Annotated in this window: 1 protein-coding gene and 1 pseudogene; both read left to right on the top strand. The window is 39.1% G+C overall.

Annotated elements, in window-relative coordinates; all coding sequences use genetic code 11:
* Positions 1-1,070 precede the first annotated feature (1,070 nt).
* Complete coding sequence (locus C4E06_RS16205; protein WP_107668999.1) at positions 1,071-1,463, top strand: hypothetical protein; 393 nt, start codon at positions 1,071-1,073, stop codon at positions 1,461-1,463.
* 314 nt (positions 1,464-1,777) lie between these two features.
* Positions 1,778-3,426, top strand: a pseudogene (locus tag C4E06_RS16200) (bifunctional DNA primase/helicase); the annotation flags it as partial.

The raw sequence follows: 3,426 nt of genomic DNA, 5'->3' as shown, positions 1-3,426 counted from the left end.
TTTTTACTTCAAAGAATAACCGTTTCATCAATTACTTCAACTGATGTAACTAAAACTGTTCCGGTGTAACTGTTCTGGAAGGGAAATTCGTTTGCCAACCAGTTCTTTGAGCATAAAAATCCTCGCAGGAGTTATAAACGCATTAAGACTTGAGCATTAGAACCATTAATGCTTGTTGTGCTTATGGGCTATCTTTACTATTATTCCCAGAATCTACCGAAATGTTATAGATAGCGATCGCTATCTTAAGATGATTCTGATCACTCCCATACTCAAAAAGATGCTAATATCATAATTCAAACTCAACTTTAGGCTGACGAAAACGGAACCAATGACAGAGAAAATGCCCTTGTGAACAAGCAGCACCATCGGGGACATTAACCCCGAATATCAATCCCAAAAATAAGCCAATAACAACAATAAGCGTAATAGAGATACCTGAACCAAGTCAAAAGGAAACTTCTTGGTGAAAAACACAGTTCTGTGAAGACAATAGATGGATCTCTTTTGTCAACCGCATTTTCATAAAATTAGATGACGGTTACTATTATTTCCCCTAGTTCGTCAGGGATAATTACTGACTGACTCATATTCTTTTTAAAAATCTTTGAATTATTATACTATTCTTTTAAAATAATCAATTTTTATTGATTTTGCTCAAAATCATTTATATTCTGTTCAAAACCCAGAATTAATTGAAAATCTTTTATATTATTTAATTGATCAACACGAAGCTTTCCTTTTTCTCGTCAAAGCAGGAAGTGTCTATGATGGTGACACTTTACGGGTTTTTTGGGCTTTTTTGAGGAAGAACTACATAAACTACATAAAAAAAAAATAATATAATGTAATATTTATATTAGTATTTTTAATATAAACAGACAAAAGACGGGAAACGTTGACTACATAGGAATTTCGGAAGATTTTCCATTTTACAGCGATCGCCTACATTCTGTACAGAGGATGTTATAATCGATTCAACACAGGGCATTAACGCCGACTCAAAGTGTTGGTAGCACTAGGAGCCGACTTGCCCACTTACTGCACAGACAGCAAGAGAACCAAAGAATATGTTAGCACATAGAAAAGCGTCCCCTTTGAGTCGCACACATACAGAGTATGGATATTCAGATAAAATTGATTATCCCCATTATTTGAAAGTAAAAGAGATGAGTGGGATAGAGTTTATCCGAAAACTCTATGAAATCGATAAACTACCTCCCAATGTAAGGAAGCTGTACGAAGCACAAAAAGATTTTAACAAAGAAACCAGACAAGTCTTAGTTAGACTATTAGGCGTTACAGATAAAACCGTAAGGTCCTGGGGGCAAGAATATAACCGAATGCCAAAATGTTACCGGTTGACCCTAGGATATGTTTACCGAAGTCTTTGTCTTCAGAAAGAAATACACCTTAAAGCCCTTAAAAGCAAGGATTGTCAAGGGGATTTGAGAGCAGTGTAGGAAGTTCTTTGGACGAACAGGGCGCTTTTGCAAAAAAGAGAGCGTCCTCCAGGTCAATTGAATGCACCCATCTCTTCAATGCACTAAAATTCCCTGATCGAACACTCATTGAGTATAAAACAGGACGAATAATAGTAGCAATAGAGAACTGGGAAAAGCCAAGCAAAGCCTCTCCCTAAATCCAAATATCTATTCAATGATAACAAATCACCACACGGATAACCACCGAAGCATCCTTATTGGTTTGAAGAATTCTTCACTCCATTTCATTTCGCTACGTTCAGTGCAAAATACTAAGAATTGAGAAGACAAACATGGCTAATATTTTCAGACCCACGAAGAAGGGTTTATCCTGTCCTATTTGCGGAGACACCACTGGGGATTGTAGAATTCTACCCGACGACAGTGTGTTATGCCACGAAGCCGCCTATGAAACCGACTTAGTTGTTGACAATTACAAATTTATTAGAACTGTAGATCCTGCCCCTTGGGGATACTTCGTCAAGCAAGATGAGTGCGCTCGTGATGCAAGACAGTTAGAGCGGTTTCTAAGGCGAACTAAGACTGAGAAGAAGAAAAAAGACAAAAGACAACTAAAGAATGCACTCGGCAGTAAGGACTTTGATAAGATTTTCAAATCCCTGAGAAATCCCACTGGACTAGACAAAGACCATCGGCAGAATCTTATCGAGCGTGGGCTATCAGAAAAGGACATAGAACGTTTTGGCTTTTTCTCCTTAGAAAAAGCTCAAGACACTGTAGTCGGTGTGCATTGGACATTTCCAGGGGTTTACAAAAATAAGTTTAGCCTCAGAGATAGAGGGTACAGTGTACCGGCCTTTACCAAAGAGGGATTAGTCCAAGGATATCAAATCCGTCGAGATCCAAGTCAAGAGGAGAAGAAAGGGGCTAAGTACGTTTGGCCGAAAACTGCACTGAGTAGTCACGTGGTAGTTAATAAGGAATTAGAATTACCATTAACCTACGTTGATTATTACGGAAGAGGAGGTGATATTGTAATTCTCGTAGAAGGATTTCTAAAAGCGATTATCGCCTCGAAGATTACAGGGTATCCTGTAATAGGAGCAGCCGGGGGAGCGTTTGCCTCAAGTCCTAATCAACTAAAAGCTTTGTTATATGACTTTGAAGAAGTTTGGGTATGTCCCGATGGGGGAGACGCCATTAATCCTCGTGTATTTGGACGAATGGTGTCCCAGTTCAATAAAATCGGTCAAATCCAATCGAATATCAAAGTAAAATGGTGGGGGCAAGTCACCAAAACAAACGGCGATGTCGATGAAATCAGCAAAGAGACATTCGATAATGCAGAGACCCTAAAACCGCAAGAATTCATTCGTCTTTGTAACCGCGAACAACGTAAACATCTACTCAAAGAAGAACAAAAAGCACTCAGACAGCTTAGCCTCAAACCTTTTAAAACAATAGACGAACGTTACTTACCTAATCTAGAAACCCTAATTCCAGAGTTAAAGGGTATTGTTGCCCTGAAAAGTCCCAAAGGAACAGGGAAATCCTATCAAATAAACAAAGTCATTGAACGAGCTAAGTTAGAGGGACGCAAAATCCTGACCATTACGCCGCGTATTGCCCTAGGACGAGAACAAGCCATTAAATGGGATGTTGAGTGGATCGGGGATCTTAAAGGAAACACACGAACCCTACTATGGGAAGATATCACAGATTTAGGGTTGTGTTGGGATAGCTTGTGGAAACTAAGTGAAAGTCAGTGGTCAAACACATTGATCATTATTGATGAAGCGGAACTAGCCATGAATCATTTCTTACTTAGTTCCACTTGTAGTGAACGTCGGGCTCAGATTTTAGCTACCTTAGAAACCTTAATCCCAGAATGTTTGAAACAAGACGGGTGTTTATTAGTCGCTGATGCAGATTTAACCGATCTTTCCTTAAACTATTTTAGGACGTTAGCGCCTGGTACTGA

The organism is Cyanothece sp. BG0011 (assembly GCF_003013815.1).
Classification (GTDB): domain Bacteria; phylum Cyanobacteriota; class Cyanobacteriia; order Cyanobacteriales; family Microcystaceae; genus Crocosphaera.
Note: the sequence above shows the minus strand (reverse complement) of the source record. Positions and strands in the feature narration are given on the sequence as shown.